Origin of the sequence: Nocardioides sp. T5 (assembly GCF_048161455.1) — a bacterium.
GTDB lineage: Bacteria > Actinomycetota > Actinomycetes > Propionibacteriales > Nocardioidaceae > Nocardioides.
Genome location: NZ_CP182415.1, coordinates 2,045,568 through 2,058,305, shown reverse-complemented (window position 1 = coordinate 2,058,305; position 12,738 = coordinate 2,045,568). Strand labels below are relative to the sequence as shown.

The following is a 12,738-nucleotide window of genomic DNA, read 5'->3' as shown; positions in this document are numbered from 1 at the left end:
CGGCTTGACGAGCCTGGAAGAACTCGCGTCGGCCGCGGATGTCGACGCCGACCTGTGCGTCCGCGGCGACCATGGTCGGGACCAGCGCGAGGCCGATGCCCTTCTTGAGCGTCGGGGAGAACGTGCCGGAGGTGATGTCGGCGAGCGGCACGTCGTGGGTGAGGGTGACACCCATGCCGGGGCGCGGGATGCCGCGGCCGACGGCGATGAGCCCGCGCAGGCGCCGCTTCGGGCCTGCCTCCTTGACCGCGAGCACCGCGTCACGGCCCCAGAAGGCCTCCTTCTTCCAGCCCACGGCCCACGACAGCCCCGCCTCGACGGGGTCGGTGTCGAGGCTGATGTCCTGCCCGTGCAGCGGGTAGCCCATCTCCGTGCGGAGCGTGTCGCGGGCGCCGAGGCCGCACGCCGTGATGCCCCACTCCTCGCCGGCGGCCATGAGAGAACTCGTCCCACAGCCTCCCGGCCACGGAGTTGGCCACGACCAGGCTCGTAGCCGCGCTCGCCGGTGTAGCCGGTGCGGCACACGACGACGCCGACACCGGTGTCGTCGGACTGCGCTGATTCGTAGGGGGCCTCGACGAAGGACATGTAGTCGTGGCCGGTCGGGAGCCCGACCTTCTCGAGCACCTCGTCGGAGCGGGTGCCCTGGACGGCCAGCACGGCGTAGTCGTCGTGGTGGCTCCTGACCTTCACGCCGTCGGGCGCCGCGGCGGTGAGGCGGGCCACCACCTCGGCGGTGTTGGCCGCGTTGGGGATCAGCAGCACGTGCTCGTCGTCGTGCCAGTAGGCGATGAGGTCGTCGACGATGCCGCCGGACTCGTCGAGGCAGAGGGTGTACTGCGCCTTGCCGGGCTCGATCTTGGCGAGGTCGTTGGAGAGCGTGGCGTTGACGAAGTCGGCGGCGCCGGGACCGGACACCATCGCCTTGCCGAGGTGGCTGACGTCGAAGATCCCGACCGCCTCACGGACGGCCGTGTGCTCCTTCACGACACCGGTCGGGTACTCCAGCGGCATCGACCACCCGCCGAACTCGGCGAACTTCGCACCGAGGGCCTCGTGACGGTCGTGGAGGGGCGACTGCTTGAGCGATCCGGCCATGGCGCCGAACCTACCGCAGCACCGGAGCGCGTCAGGCCTCCCCTAACATGCCCCGGGTGACCTCCTACGCGCTCCGCAGTGCCAGCCCCGCCAAGACCCGAGCCGACGCCGTCGTCGTGGGAGTGGTCGCCGGCCCCAAGGGGCCTCGGCTGTGCGACGCCGCCGCGGACGTCAGTGCGGCGTACGGTCGCCGGCTCCGTCCCTTCCTCTCCACGATGGGGGTGACCGGCAAGGCCGGCGAGGCGGTCCGGACGCCGACGCGCGACGAGGTCAACGCGCCCCTGCTCGTGTTCGTGGGCCTGGGTGAGGACCCCACCGACCCCATCGCCGTACGCCGTGCCGCGGGCGTCGCGGCCCGCAACGTCCCCAACGCCGCGTCGGTCGCCCTCGCCCTGCCGAGCGAGACCCCCGAGCCTGGTCGCCGCCGTGGTCGAGGGGCACCGCCTCGGCGGCTACACGTACACCGCCTACAAGTCGGCGAAGTCGGAGACCACCGAGCCCAACGACGTCGTCGTGCTCACCGGGATCGCCCGCCGCGCCGACGCCGTCGCGGCGCTCGAGCGCGCGGAGGTCCTCGCCGACGCTGTCGCGCTGACCCGCGACTGGGTCAACACCCCGCCCCGCGACTGCACTCCCCCGCTGCTGGCCGAGTTCTCGTCACGGCAGCGCACAAGGACGTCACCAAGGGACGCGGCGCGCCCAAGGTGAAGGCTGGAGGTCTTCGACCACGAGCAGGCTCGCGGAGATGGGCTGCGGCGGCATCCTCAGCGTCGGCGACTCCTCCGAGGCGCCGTCGCGGATGGTCAAGGCGACCTGGGCGCCGCAGGACGCGGTCGCCCACCTCGCCCTGGTCGGCAAGGGCGTCACCTTCGACTCCGGCGGCCTCACCATCAAGCCGTCGTCGAGCATGGTCAACATGAAGGGCGACATGGCCGGGGCGGCCAGCGTCGTCGCCGCCACCCTCGCCGTCGCGCGGCTGGGCCTGCCGGTCAAGGTGACCGCCTTCGCGCCGATGGCCGAGAACATGGTCTCGGGCACCGCCACCCGTCCCGGCGACGTCATCACCATGCACAACGGCTCCACCGTCGAGATCGCCAACACCGACGCCGAGGGCCGGATGCTGCTGGGCGACGCGCTGTCGCTCGCCGTGCTCGAGGAGCCCGACCTCGTCGTCGACATCGCCACCCTGACCGGCCACATGCAGGCTCGCGTTGGGCGACAAGGTCGGGGCCGTGATGGGCACCGACGAGCAGGTGCAGGTCGTCCTGGCCGCGGGCCGAGCGGCCGGCGAGCAGCACTGGCCGATGCCGATCCCCGAGGAGATGAAGGAGCGCATCACCTCCTCCAAGGTCGCCGACCTCCTCCAGCACGACTGGGTGCGCTGGGGCGGCGGGCTCTACGCCTCGGCGTTCCTGCGCGAGTTCACCGGCGGGCTTCCGTGGGCCCACCTCGACATCGCGGGCAAGGAGATGAACCTCGGCAGCCCCTACGGCCACGTGCCCGCGGGCGCCACCGGCTTCGGCGTCACCACCCTGGTCGAGATCGCCCGCTCGCTCGCCGAGGGCCGGTCCCGCGACTGACCCGAGGGGCTAGATGCCCTCGGCCTTCTTGCGCCGGTTGTAGTCGCGCATGCGCTGCGGCACCCCGACCACCGCGGCGTCGTACGACGGCACGCGGTTGCGGTTGGCGAAGTCGTGCGCCCACTTCACGCTCGGCACCCGCCGGCGCGTCCACTCACCGTCGTGGGCGACGAGGAGCAGCGTCACGTCGTTGACGGCCGTGCGCGGCTCGACGAACCCCTCGACCCCCTGACGGCTGGCGACGAACGCCTCGAGGTGTCGTGCGTCCTCGCTGTCGGAGGCGCGCACGCGTCGAACCGGTGCGGGTGGCGTCCTGCGCCGGGGCACTGGTGCGGCCCTTGCGGCGGAATCGGTCGAACAAGCCCATGGCGCACATTCTGCCGGGACGTTCCTCATCGCGCTCGCCGATCACCCGTTCGGCCCACCCGACCCGGTGTGGACAGCGTCGCGAAGAGTGCAAAGATGGACGCGCTCCGAGGTGGTCGGTGCGAGTCGAGCGTGTGGAGGGAATCAGTGGCGGACGGTGAGTTCGACGTCCTCGTCCTCGGGGCTGGTTCGGGCGGATACGCCTGTGCCCTGCGAGCGGCCCAGGCTGGGCCTGAGCGTCGGGCTGGTCGAGAAGGGCAACCTCGGAGGCACCTGCCTCCACGTGGGCTGCATCCCGACCAAGGCCCTCCTGCACGCCGCCGAGGTGGCCGACTCGGCCCGCGAGGCCGCGCAGTTCGGCGTGAGCGCCACCCTCGACGGCATCGACATGACCGGCGTCAACGCCTACAAGGACAAGGTCGTCGACCGCCTCTTCAAGGGCCCTCACCGGACTGATCAGGTCGCGCGGCATCACCGTCATCGAGGGCGCCGGCACGCTGACCGGTCCCCGCGAGGTGACCGTCGACGGCACCGCCTACACCGGCAAGGCCGTCGTGCTCGCCTCCGGCTCCTACAGCAAGTCGCTCCCCGGGCTCGAGGTCGACGGCGTCAAGGTGCTCACCTCCGAGCACGCGCTGCGCCTCGACCGGGTCCCGAAGTCCGCCATCGTGCTGGGCGGCGGCGTGATCGGCTGCGAGTTCGCGAGCGTGTGGAAGTCCTTCGGCTCCGACGTCACGATCGTCGAGGCCCTGCCGCGGCTGGTCGCCGCCGAGGACGAGGCCGCCTCCAAGGCGCTCGAGCGCGCCTTCCGCAAGCGCAAGATCGCCTCCTCACCGCGACGCCGTTCCAGAGCGTGAAGTCCACCGACACCGGTGTCGCCGTCACCGTCGAGGGGGTGACGTGATCGAGGCCGAGATCCTCCTCGTCGCGGTCGGCCGCGGACCGTCGACCGACGGCCTCGGCTACGCCGAGCAGGGCATCGAGATGGACCGCGGCTTCGTGCTCGCCGACGAGCGGTGCCGCACCAACGTCGAGGGCGTGTACGCCGTCGGCGACATCGTGCCCGGGGCTCCAGGCTCGCCCACCGCGGGTTCCAGCAGGGCATCTTCGTGGCCGAGGAGATCGCCGGGCTCGACCCGCGCCCGGTCGACGAGGCCGGCATCCCGCGCGTGACCTACTCCCACCCCGAGATCGCGTCGGTCGGCCTGGACGAGGCGAAGGCGCGCGAGATCCACGGCGACGCCGTCACCACCGTCACCTACGACCTCGGCGGCAACGGCAAGAGCCAGATCCTGCAGACCCAGGGGTTCGTCAAGGCTGGTCGGCCTGGTGGACGGCCCGGTCCTCGGCGTCCACATGGTGGGCGATCGCGTCGGCGAGGCTCATCGGCGAGGCCCAGGCCATCTACAACTGGGAGGCACACGCCGACGACGTCGCGCCGCTCGTGCACGCCCACCCCACCCAGAACGAGGCCCTCGGCGAGGCGCACCTCGCGCTGGCCGGCAAGCCGCTCCACGCGCACTCCTGAAGCACCTCCTCGAACCACCCCGAGAATTCCCCAACCACACGCGAGCGAAGGAACCACATGGCCTCCGAAGTCACCCTCCCCGCACTCGGCGAGTCCGTCACCGAGGGCACCGTCACCCGCTGGCTGAAGCAGGTCGGTGACACGGTTGCCGTCGACGAGCCGCTGCTGGAGGTCTCCACCGACAAGGTCGACACCGAGATCCCGTCCCCGTCGCGGGCACGCTGCTCGAGATCAGGGCCGAGGAGGACGACACCGTCGAGGTGGGCGCGGTCCTGGCCGTCGTCGGCGAGGAGGGCGAGTCCGCGGGCGACGCCTCCGACACCGCCGAGCCCGAGGCGCAGCCCCAGGACGAGGGCGAGTCGGAGAAGAAGGCCGAGCAGGAGGAGCAGGTCGCCGAGGAGACCGGCGAGCCTCCCCGACGGTGACGAGACCCCCGAGTCGGAGAAGGACGACGCCCCGGCCCAGTCCGAGCCCGCCGCCGAGCAGGCCTCGTCCGGCGACTCGTCCGGCGACTCGTCCGGCGGTGGTGGTGGCGGCGGCGGCGGTACGGTGACGCTGCCCGCGCTGGGTGAGTCGGTCACCGAGGGCACGGTCACCCGCTGGCTCAAGCAGGTCGGTGACGAGGTAGCCGTCGACGAGCCGCTGCTCGAGGTGTCCACCGACAAGGTCGACACCGAGATCCCCTCGCCCGTCGCCGGCACGCTGCTGGAGATCAAGGCCGAGGAGGACGAGACGGTCGAGGTCGGCGCCGAGCCGCGATCATCGGCTCGGGTGACGCCTCCGGCGGTTCGTCGGAGCCCCAGTCCGCCGAGGCTCAGCCCAAGGACGACGCCAACGCCGAGAAGAAGGCCGAGCAGGAGGAGCAGATCGCCGAGGACAAGGGCGAGCCTTCCCGCCGGCGACGAGACCCCGAGTCCGACAAGCAGGACTCCCCCGCCGCGTCGCAGGAGTCGGAGAAGCCGAAGGAGACCGAGCAGCCGAAGGAGGCCGAGCCCGAGGCCAAGGGTGACGCGCCCTACGCGCCGGCCCCGGCCTCGTCGGGTGGATCGACCGGCTCCTCGGAGGGTGGCCGCGACCAGTCGGCGTACGTCACTCCGCTGGTGCGCAAGATGGCCGACCAGCACGGGGTGGACCTCGGGTCGGTGCAGGGCACCGGTGTCGGCGGCCGCATCCGCAAGCAGGACGTCCTCGACGCCGCTGCCGCTGCCCAGCAGGCTGCCGCTGCTCCGGCCGCTGCCGCTCCTGCCGCGGCCCCCGCGGCTGCCGGCGCCCCGCCGGCCGCTGCCGCTCCGTCGACGGCCTCGCCGTCGCCGCTGCGGGGCACCACCGAGCCGCTCTCGCGCCTGCGCAAGGTGATCGCCTCGCGCATGGTCGAGTCGCTGCACGAGTCTGCCCAGCTGACGCAGGTCATGGAGGTCGACGTCACCGCGATCGCCCGTCTCCGCGAGGCGTCCAAGGCCGACTTCCTGGCCCGTGAGGGCGTGAAGCTGACCTACCTGCCCTTCTTCGCGAAGGCGGCGATCGACGCGCTCAAGCTGCACCCCAAGCTCAACGCGGCGATCGACAGCGACAAGGGCGAGGTGACCTACTACGACCGCGAGAACATCGCGTTCGCGGTGGACACCGAGAAGGGCCTGCTGACGCCGGTCGTCAAGGAGGCGGGCGACCTCTCGATCGCCGGGCTGGCGAAGAAGATCGCCGACGTCGCCGAGCGCACCCGCACCAACAAGATCACCCCGGACGAGCTGTCCGGCGGCACGTTCACGATCACGAACCTCGGCAGCTTCGGGGCGCTCTTCGACACCCCGATCATCAACAAGCCGCAGGTCGCGATCCTCGGCCCCGGTGCCGTGGTCAAGCGTCCCGTCGTGATCGACGACCCCAACCTGGGCGAGACGATCGCGGTGCGCCACATGGTCCACCTGTCGCTGACCTACGACCACCGCCTGGTCGACGGCGCCGACGCCGGCCGGTTCCTGCAGGAGGTCAAGAAGCGCCTCGAGGCCGGACAGTTCGAGGTCTGAGGCCAGTCGCCCGGCCGGTCGTCTCGAAACCCCCTGAGGACAACTGCCAGCCTTCACGACGACGCCCCGCCCGCACTCCGCGGGCGGGGCGTCGTCGTACGTCCGGACGGTCGCGCGGGTCACACGAAAATCGGGCGCGCGATGTCGGTGCCGCCACGTAACGTCCTGTGTTTGTGACGGTGACCGGGACGCAGACTCAGACAGCACCGGCGACCACGTCCGCGACCGAGGGACTGGCGCCGGGGCGGGTGCCGGTCGACTGGCGTCGCGTCCGCCGTCCGCTGACCTACCTCTGCTTCTCGATGTCGCTGATGGGTGCCATCGCGGCGTCCCTCGGCTCGATGGTCGCCGGACGCCTCGCCGACGACCCCACCCAGTCGCTCCTGGTCCTGCTCGCGCTGTGCGTCGTGGGCGGCGCCGTCATCGACACGGTCGCCAAGACCATCTGGGCCACCATCTGCGACCGCGCCGAGGGCCAGCTGCGCGCCGACCTGCTCGACGCGGCAATGGCACAGCCGCTGTCCGAGCTCTCCGAGCAGGCCGTGGGCGAGGTCCTCGACCGGATCGACGACGACACGTGGGAGGTCGGCCAGCTGATGCGCTGGGGCGTGTGGCAGGCCGCGCGCACCTTCCTCGCCTCCGGCCCGCTGTGGGTGGTGGCGTCCATCACCTGGTGGCCGGCCGCCTTCCTGTTCCCGCTGACCGCGGTCGTCACCTACCTCGCGATCCGCCGGCTGCTCCCGCAGATCGCGGAGCGCAAGGTCGTCGAGGAGGCGGCCTGGACCGACCACGCCGCCTCGACCGAGGAGGGCGTCGCTGCGCGCGACGATGTGCGCACCTCGCTGGGCCAGGCCCACGTGCTGCGCCGCAACGCCCAGCTCGCCGCGGTCGTCCATCGCACCCTCGACGCGGTCCTGGCGATCGAGGTGCGGGTCACCCGGCGCAGCGGCGGGCTGCTCCACGGAGCCCTCGCCGCCGTCGGTGTCGTCGGCGTCGCACTGGTCCTCTCCGGTGACCTCACGACCGCGCGCCTGGTCACGCTCTTCCTGGTCACGACGATGTTCGTCGGCGGCGTCGACATGCTCGCCCGGCACCTGCCCGACCTCCAGGAGGGCTTCGGCGCCGTGATCCGGCTGCGCGGCATGCTCGCCTCGCCCGCCGAGCCGACGGGCGGGCTCCCCGTGCCCGACGGGCCGCTCGACGTCGAGTTCCGCCACCTCGAGTTCAGCTACGGCACCGGCACGTTCGCGCTCCGCGACGTCGACCTGCTGCTGAGCGCCGGGCACACCTGCGCCCTCGTCGGTCGCACCGGGTCGGGCAAGTCCACCCTCGCGTCCCTGCTCTCGCGCGCGGTCGAGCCGCCGCGCGGCATGGTCTTCCTCGGAGGCGCCGACGTCCTCGACCTCGATCTCCAGCAGCTGCGCTCCGCGGTCGGCGTGGTGACCCAGCGCACCGAGGTCCTCGCCGGTTCGCTGGCCGACAACATCGCCCTCTTCGACGACGTGCCCCGCGCGGTCGTCGAGGCGGCGGTGGCCGAGCTCGGCCTGACCGAGTGGGTCGCCGGGCTGCCCGACGGGCTCGACACCGTCCTCGGCCCGGGCGGCACGAGCCTGTCCGCCGGTGAGGAGCAGCTCGTCGCCTTCGCCCGCCTGCTGGTCCGCGACGTCAGCGTCGTGGTCCTCGACGAGGCCACGGCCCGCATGGACCCCGTCACCGAGGCGCGCGTGGTGCGCGCGGCCGACCGCCTGATCTCCGGCCGCACGGGCATCCTGGTCGCGCACCGGCTCTCCACCACCGAGCGCGCCGAGCAGGTCGCCGTCCTCGAGTCGGGTCGGGTCGTCCAGCAGGGACCGCGCGCACGACTCGCTGCCGAGGACGGTCCCTTCCGTGACCTCCTCGCCGCCGCGGCCCACGAGGCGGTCGTCGAGGAGCACCACCACGACGACTCCGCCATCGGCTCCGTGCGCCGCAGCACCACTCCCCCGGCGCCGCCGGAGCTCGCTCCCACGCCGAGCCTGGCCCGCCAGGTCCTCCACACCATCAGCATGCAGCCGCAGTGGGGCCTGCTGGGCGCGGTCCTGTTCCTCGTCTCCTCGCTGACCGGCGCGTTCGGCGCGGTGACGGGCTGGGTCTGGGGACACATCGTCACCGACCTCCAGGCGGGTCAGCGTCCCGGGTTGCTGGTCCTCGCCCTGGTCGCCTCCCTGCTCATCGGCCCCCTCCTCCTCGCCCAGGCGTTCCGCACCTACCCCCACTGGTGGGTGGAGGTACGCCTGCGCGTGCGCGCCGCGGTCCTCCACGGACAGACGTCCCAGCGCCGCCTGCTGCGCACCCCGCCCGGCGAGGTCGTCGCCCGCACGATGGACGCCGACCGGCTCGCGCGCTACACCGACCGCTGGGTCGACTTCGTCAACGGCCTGGTCATCGCGGCGGTGACCGCCCTCATCGCCCGCACCTGGGTCGCAGGCGCGGTCCTGCTCGCCGTGATGGTCGCCTCCGCCCTCGCCTCCACCCTGGGCCGCCGCGTCGCCGGACGCTCGGCCGCGGCCGCGTCGACCGCCCGGGCGCGGTTCGGCCAGTCGCTCGTGTCGGCGCTCGAGTCGGTCCGCACGGTCAAGCTCGCCGCGGCCACGCCACAGGTCCACCAGCACCTGCGCGACGTCGACGGGGGTCGCGTGGACGCGGCGGTCCGCGAGCACCGCGTGCAGGCACTGCTCGAGGGCGTCCCGGTCGTGATGGTCCAGTGCGGCGTCGTGGCGGCGTGGGGCGGGCTGCTCACCGGTCAGTGGGAGCTCGCGACCGCGCTGCTGGTCGCCAACGCCGTGAGCGGCTTCGACTGGTTCGGCCGGGTCGCCGGCACCGTCGTGACCGAGGCACCCGGCACCCGTGCCTGGTTGAACGCCACGAGCGAGCTGGCCGGTGGCGGCGACCTGATGGACCTGCCGCCCGGCGTCGACCTCGTCCACGGCCTCGGCCCCGAGCCCACCACCCCCCACCGCGACCCGTTGCGCACCCTCGCGGTCCGCGACCTCGCCGCGGTCCACGACGACGGCACGGTCGGCGTCCACGGCGTCGACCTCGAGGTGCAGGCCGGCGAGCTCGTGCTCCTGCTCGGCCAGGTGGGGTCGGGCAAGTCCAGCCTGCTCAGCGCGCTCGCCGGGCTGGTCGGCAGCACGGGCGAGATCCGCTGGAACGACCGGCTCGTCGACGACCCGCAGACCACCCTCCGGCCCGGACGCGTCGCCCACGTCGCGCAGGTGCCGCGGGTGCTGTCCGGCACGTTCACGGGCAACGTCGCGCTCGACCACCTCGACCGGACGGTGATGCCGGCGCTCGAGTCGGCGCGCATGGGGCGCGACGTCCACGAGGCCGGTGGCCCCGACGCCCTCGTCGGCCACCGCGGCGTACGCCTCTCCGGCGGGCAGGTGCAGCGCCTCGCCCTGGCGCGCGCGCTGGCGACCGACGCCGACGTGCTGCTGGCCGACGACGTGTCCTCGGCGCTCGACGCCGCGACCGAGATCGAGCTGTGGCAGGCGCTGCGGGCCCGCGGCACCGCCGTCATCGGCGCCACGAGCAAGGCAGCGGCGCTGGCGCAGGCCGACCGTGTCGTGGTGCTCGACTCCGGTCGCGTGGTCGACGACGGGCCGTGGCACGAGCTGTCCCCCCGGTGGGCCCACCTGGCCGGCTGAACCCGCCTCGCACGCTTGGGCCGCATGGTTGGGTGGTGGCATGCGCGTCGTCATCGCCGGGGCCTCGGGCTTCCTCGGGACCCACCTGTCCGACCACCTCCGGGTGCACGGGCACGAGGTGACCGCCCTCGTCCGGCGCGAGACCTGCTCGGCGCACGAGTCCCGGTGGGACCCCGCTGCTGGCCGGGTCGACACCGCGGTGATCGAGGGCGCCGACGCCGTCGTCAACCTCGCCGGCGCCAGCATCGCCGGCAACCCGCACTCGCGGAAGTGGGCCCGCGAGGTGCTCGAGTCCCGGGTCTCCACCACCCGGCTGCTCGCCGAGACCATCGCCGCCTCCGAGCGCCCGGCGGCGTTCCTCGCCGGCAACGGCATCGCGTGGTACGGCGACCACGGCGCCGCGCCGGTCACCGAGGACACCCCCAGCACCGGCGACGCCTTCCTCACCACGGTCTCCCACGAGTGGTCGGCGGCAGCCGACCCGGCGCGCGAGGCCGGAGCTCGGGTGTGCGAGCTGCGCACCTCCCCCGTCATGGACCGGACCTCGCCGCCCCTGAAGCAGCTGCGCCTGCTGTTCCAGGCCGGAGGCGGCGCGCGGCTCGGGTCGGGCAAGCAGTTCATGCCGATGATCTCGCTGCGCGACTGGATCGGCGCGGTGAGCTACCTCATCGAGTCCCGCGACGTCTCGGGCGCCTTCAACCTCTGCTGCCCGCACACGCCCACCAACGCGGAGTTCACCAAGGCCCTCGCCGGAGCACTGCACCGCAAGGCCTTCCTCGCCGTGCCGGCCCCCCTGATGCGAGTGGCCGCCGGCGACCTGGCCCCCGAGCTCCTCGGGTCGGTCAACGCGCGGCCGGCGGCGCTCGAGCGCGCCGGCTACGACTTCGAGGACGAGGACGTCCGCGAGGTGCTGGCCGCCGCGCTGTCCTGATCGCGCACCTCCGCCACCAGCCAGCTCCCGTCCTCGCGGACCAGCACCACCCGCCGCGTGGACGGGCGGGCCACCGGCAGCGCGACCGGCTCCCCGGCCCCGACGGCCTCGGCCCCGACGACGCGGTCGGTGACCACCAGCTCCAGCCTCTCGGACGACCGCGCGGTCACGCGAAGGGCCAGCAGCTGCGTCGCCAGCCCCTCGACCCGTAGCCCACGACGGCGGTAGTCCCGCAGCAGGCGCACGTCGGCCGCGCCCGCGCCGGACCCGTCGACGTACAACTCCTTGAGCGCCGCGACGTCACCCTCGGCCCAGGCGGCGGAGCGACGCTCGTCCCACGCCGCCAGGACCGCGGCCGGTCCGGCCCGCGCGGGCCGCGCCGCCGGCGGCGGGTGGTCCGAGCTGCCTGCCTCGACCCGTGGTCGTGGCGGCGGATCGGGGCGCGCCACGACGACCACCAGCGTCGCCACGACCAGCGCACAGGCGGCCGCGGTCAGCACGGGGAGCAGTCGTCGCGGGTCCACCACCCCACCCTCGCCGATCCCCCGGCCCGCTGCAGGCGTCATCCACAGGCCCCCTCGCAGCGTCATACGAACCGGCAGTCATGGCTGCGGAGGCGTATGACGCTGCCACGGCCACCCGCGCAGCGTCATACGAACCGCGACCCATGGGTGCGGATCTGGATGACGCAGGGCAGGTCCACGGGAAGAGCGGCGAGCCAGCGGCGTACGCTCGGGGGCATGTCGTCGGACCAGGTCGTCACGCCCGCGCTGGACTTCGAGGTCGCCGGTCTCGGCGACGACGCGGTCGACTACCTGGCCGCGTGGGACCTCCAGCGGCGGGTCCACGAGGAGGTCGTCGCGGGCTCGCGGCGCGCCACCGTGCTGCTGCTCGAGCACCCGCCCGTCTTCACGGCCGGCAAGCGGACCGACCCGCACGAGCGCCCACTCGACCCGGGAGGCGCGGCCGTGATCGACGTCGACCGCGGCGGCAAGATCACCTTCCACGGTCCTGGCCAGCTCGTCGGCTACCCGATCGTCGCCCTGCCCGACCACGTCAAGGTCGTCGACTACGTCCGCCGGCTCGAGGAGGCGCTGATCGCGGTGTGCGCCGAGCTCGGCGTCACGACGGCTCGCATCCCCGGCCGCAGCGGCGTGTGGCTGCGCGAGGACGAGCGCGGCCCCGAGCGCAAGATCGCGGCCATCGGCATCCGGGTGAGCCGCGGCGTGACGATGCACGGCTTCGCGCTCAACTGCGACGTCGACCTGGGCTGGTACGACCGGTTCGTCCCGTGCGGCATCGCCGACGCGGGCGTCACCTCGCTGTCGCAGGAGCTCGGCCGCGACGTCACGATCGGCGACGTGCTGCCGAGCGTGCGGCAGCACCTCGCGACGTACCTCTCCTGGCAGCCCTACGAGGCCACCCCCGACTACGACGCCCGTCCCGAGCCCGGTCGCGGTCCGCGCATCCAGCTGGTGACGCCCGGCGGCTGACCCCGACCCGCGCCGAGGGGTGGTGCGTC

Annotated in this window: 9 protein-coding genes and 7 pseudogenes; 12 read left to right on the top strand and 4 right to left on the bottom strand. The window is 73.2% G+C overall.

The window, feature by feature from the left end; genetic code table 11:
* Window positions 1–85: 85 nt before the first annotated feature.
* Both ACNKF0_RS10040 and ACNKF0_RS10035 read right to left on the bottom strand, forming a co-directional pair.
* Window positions 86–436 (bottom strand): annotated as a pseudogene (locus ACNKF0_RS10040) (glycine cleavage T C-terminal barrel domain-containing protein); the annotation flags it as partial.
* 110 nt (window positions 437–546) lie between these two features.
* Window positions 547–1,014: pseudogene (locus ACNKF0_RS10035) on the bottom strand (glycine cleavage system protein T); the annotation flags it as partial.
* A gap of 131 nt (window positions 1,015–1,145) precedes the next feature.
* Between ACNKF0_RS10035 and ACNKF0_RS10030 the strand changes: the two are divergent.
* The 4 genes and pseudogenes from ACNKF0_RS10030 to ACNKF0_RS10015 all read left to right on the top strand — a co-directional run.
* A pseudogene (locus tag ACNKF0_RS10030) lies at window positions 1,146–1,436 on the top strand (M17 family peptidase N-terminal domain-containing protein); the annotation flags it as partial.
* An 88-nt stretch (window positions 1,437–1,524) separates the two neighbouring features.
* Entirely contained in the window at window positions 1,525–1,806 is a 282-nt protein-coding gene (locus ACNKF0_RS10025; RefSeq protein WP_416958665.1) for a hypothetical protein, read from the top strand.
* 37 nt (window positions 1,807–1,843) lie between these two features.
* Window positions 1,844–2,263, top strand: a pseudogene (locus tag ACNKF0_RS10020) (M17 family metallopeptidase); the annotation flags it as partial.
* A 46-nt stretch (window positions 2,264–2,309) separates the two neighbouring features.
* The gene (locus tag ACNKF0_RS10015; protein WP_416957989.1) at window positions 2,310–2,678 is read left to right on the top strand and encodes a hypothetical protein; all 369 of its coding nucleotides are present in this window, start codon (window positions 2,310–2,312) and stop codon (window positions 2,676–2,678) included.
* 9 nt (window positions 2,679–2,687) lie between these two features.
* On the opposite strand, the gene ACNKF0_RS10010 is transcribed toward ACNKF0_RS10015, so the two are convergent.
* Entirely contained in the window at window positions 2,688–2,966 is a 279-nt protein-coding gene (locus tag ACNKF0_RS10010; protein WP_416957987.1) for a hypothetical protein, read from the bottom strand.
* Between the two features lie 225 nt (window positions 2,967–3,191).
* Between ACNKF0_RS10010 and lpdA the strand changes: the two are divergent.
* The 7 genes and pseudogenes from lpdA (at window position 3,192) to ACNKF0_RS09975 (ending at window position 11,216) form a co-directional block, all read left to right on the top strand.
* A pseudogene (lpdA, locus tag ACNKF0_RS10005) lies at window positions 3,192–4,572 on the top strand (dihydrolipoyl dehydrogenase).
* A 57-nt stretch (window positions 4,573–4,629) separates the two neighbouring features.
* Window positions 4,630–4,725: pseudogene (locus tag ACNKF0_RS10000) on the top strand (biotin/lipoyl-containing protein); the annotation flags it as partial.
* 107 nt (window positions 4,726–4,832) lie between these two features.
* Complete coding sequence (locus tag ACNKF0_RS09995; protein ID WP_416958663.1) at window positions 4,833–4,997, top strand: hypothetical protein; 165 nt, start codon at window positions 4,833–4,835, stop codon at window positions 4,995–4,997.
* A 124-nt stretch (window positions 4,998–5,121) separates the two neighbouring features.
* Window positions 5,122–5,262 (top strand): annotated as a pseudogene (locus ACNKF0_RS09990) (biotin/lipoyl-containing protein); the annotation flags it as partial.
* A gap of 68 nt (window positions 5,263–5,330) precedes the next feature.
* The gene (gene sucB / locus ACNKF0_RS09985) at window positions 5,331–6,596 is read left to right on the top strand and encodes a 2-oxoglutarate dehydrogenase, E2 component, dihydrolipoamide succinyltransferase (RefSeq protein ID WP_416958472.1); all 1,266 of its coding nucleotides are present in this window, start codon (window positions 5,331–5,333) and stop codon (window positions 6,594–6,596) included.
* Between the two features lie 179 nt (window positions 6,597–6,775).
* Window positions 6,776–10,285 carry an ATP-binding cassette domain-containing protein gene (locus ACNKF0_RS09980; RefSeq protein WP_416957985.1) on the top strand — a complete coding sequence of 1,170 codons (3,510 nt, stop codon included), beginning with the start codon at window positions 6,776–6,778 and terminating at the stop codon, window positions 10,283–10,285.
* Between the two features lie 40 nt (window positions 10,286–10,325).
* Window positions 10,326–11,216, top strand: a complete 891-nt coding sequence (locus ACNKF0_RS09975) for a TIGR01777 family oxidoreductase (RefSeq protein WP_416957983.1) — start codon at window positions 10,326–10,328, stop codon at window positions 11,214–11,216.
* On the opposite strand, the gene ACNKF0_RS09970 is transcribed toward ACNKF0_RS09975, so the two are convergent.
* Window positions 11,162–11,782, bottom strand: a complete 621-nt coding sequence (locus tag ACNKF0_RS09970) for a hypothetical protein (protein ID WP_416957980.1) — start codon at window positions 11,780–11,782, stop codon at window positions 11,162–11,164. The two genes, ACNKF0_RS09975 and ACNKF0_RS09970, sit on opposite strands and share 55 nt — an antisense overlap.
* Before the next feature lie 174 nt (window positions 11,783–11,956).
* On the opposite strand from ACNKF0_RS09970, the gene lipB reads away from it, so the two are divergent.
* The gene (gene lipB / locus ACNKF0_RS09965; RefSeq protein ID WP_416957978.1) at window positions 11,957–12,709 is read left to right on the top strand and encodes a lipoyl(octanoyl) transferase LipB; all 753 of its coding nucleotides are present in this window, start codon (window positions 11,957–11,959) and stop codon (window positions 12,707–12,709) included.
* Window positions 12,710–12,738 lie beyond the last annotated feature (29 nt).